A 283-nucleotide genomic window follows, 5' to 3' on the forward strand; every position below is an offset into this window, starting at 1 on the left:
GATGTGACCAGCTCGCCAGTCGTGCCGGCAACCCTTCGAACTCGGTGGTGGACAGTTGTCGGGTTTCCAGCCAGCGCTTATAAAGGTGGTTGTTGCGCTGCTGTTTGCCGAGATTTCCCAGTACGCCGAAAAAACGTTCGAAAGCGTGGGCGAGTGTGCCATCGAGTTGGCCGCATTCAGTTTCGAAATCGGCTGCCGTCAGACGCATGCGCTCCAGCGGGGCCAATGCATCCAGACGTATGAAAAACATGGTTCCGGCAAAAAAATCCGACACATCGATTTG

At 55.1% G+C, this 283-nt stretch carries 1 pseudogene; it reads right to left on the bottom strand.

The features are described from left to right. Positions 1-283 (bottom strand): annotated as a pseudogene (locus AC0L3U_RS39250) (hypothetical protein); the annotation flags it as partial.

This window comes from Bradyrhizobium sp. Kon69, assembly GCF_055807515.1.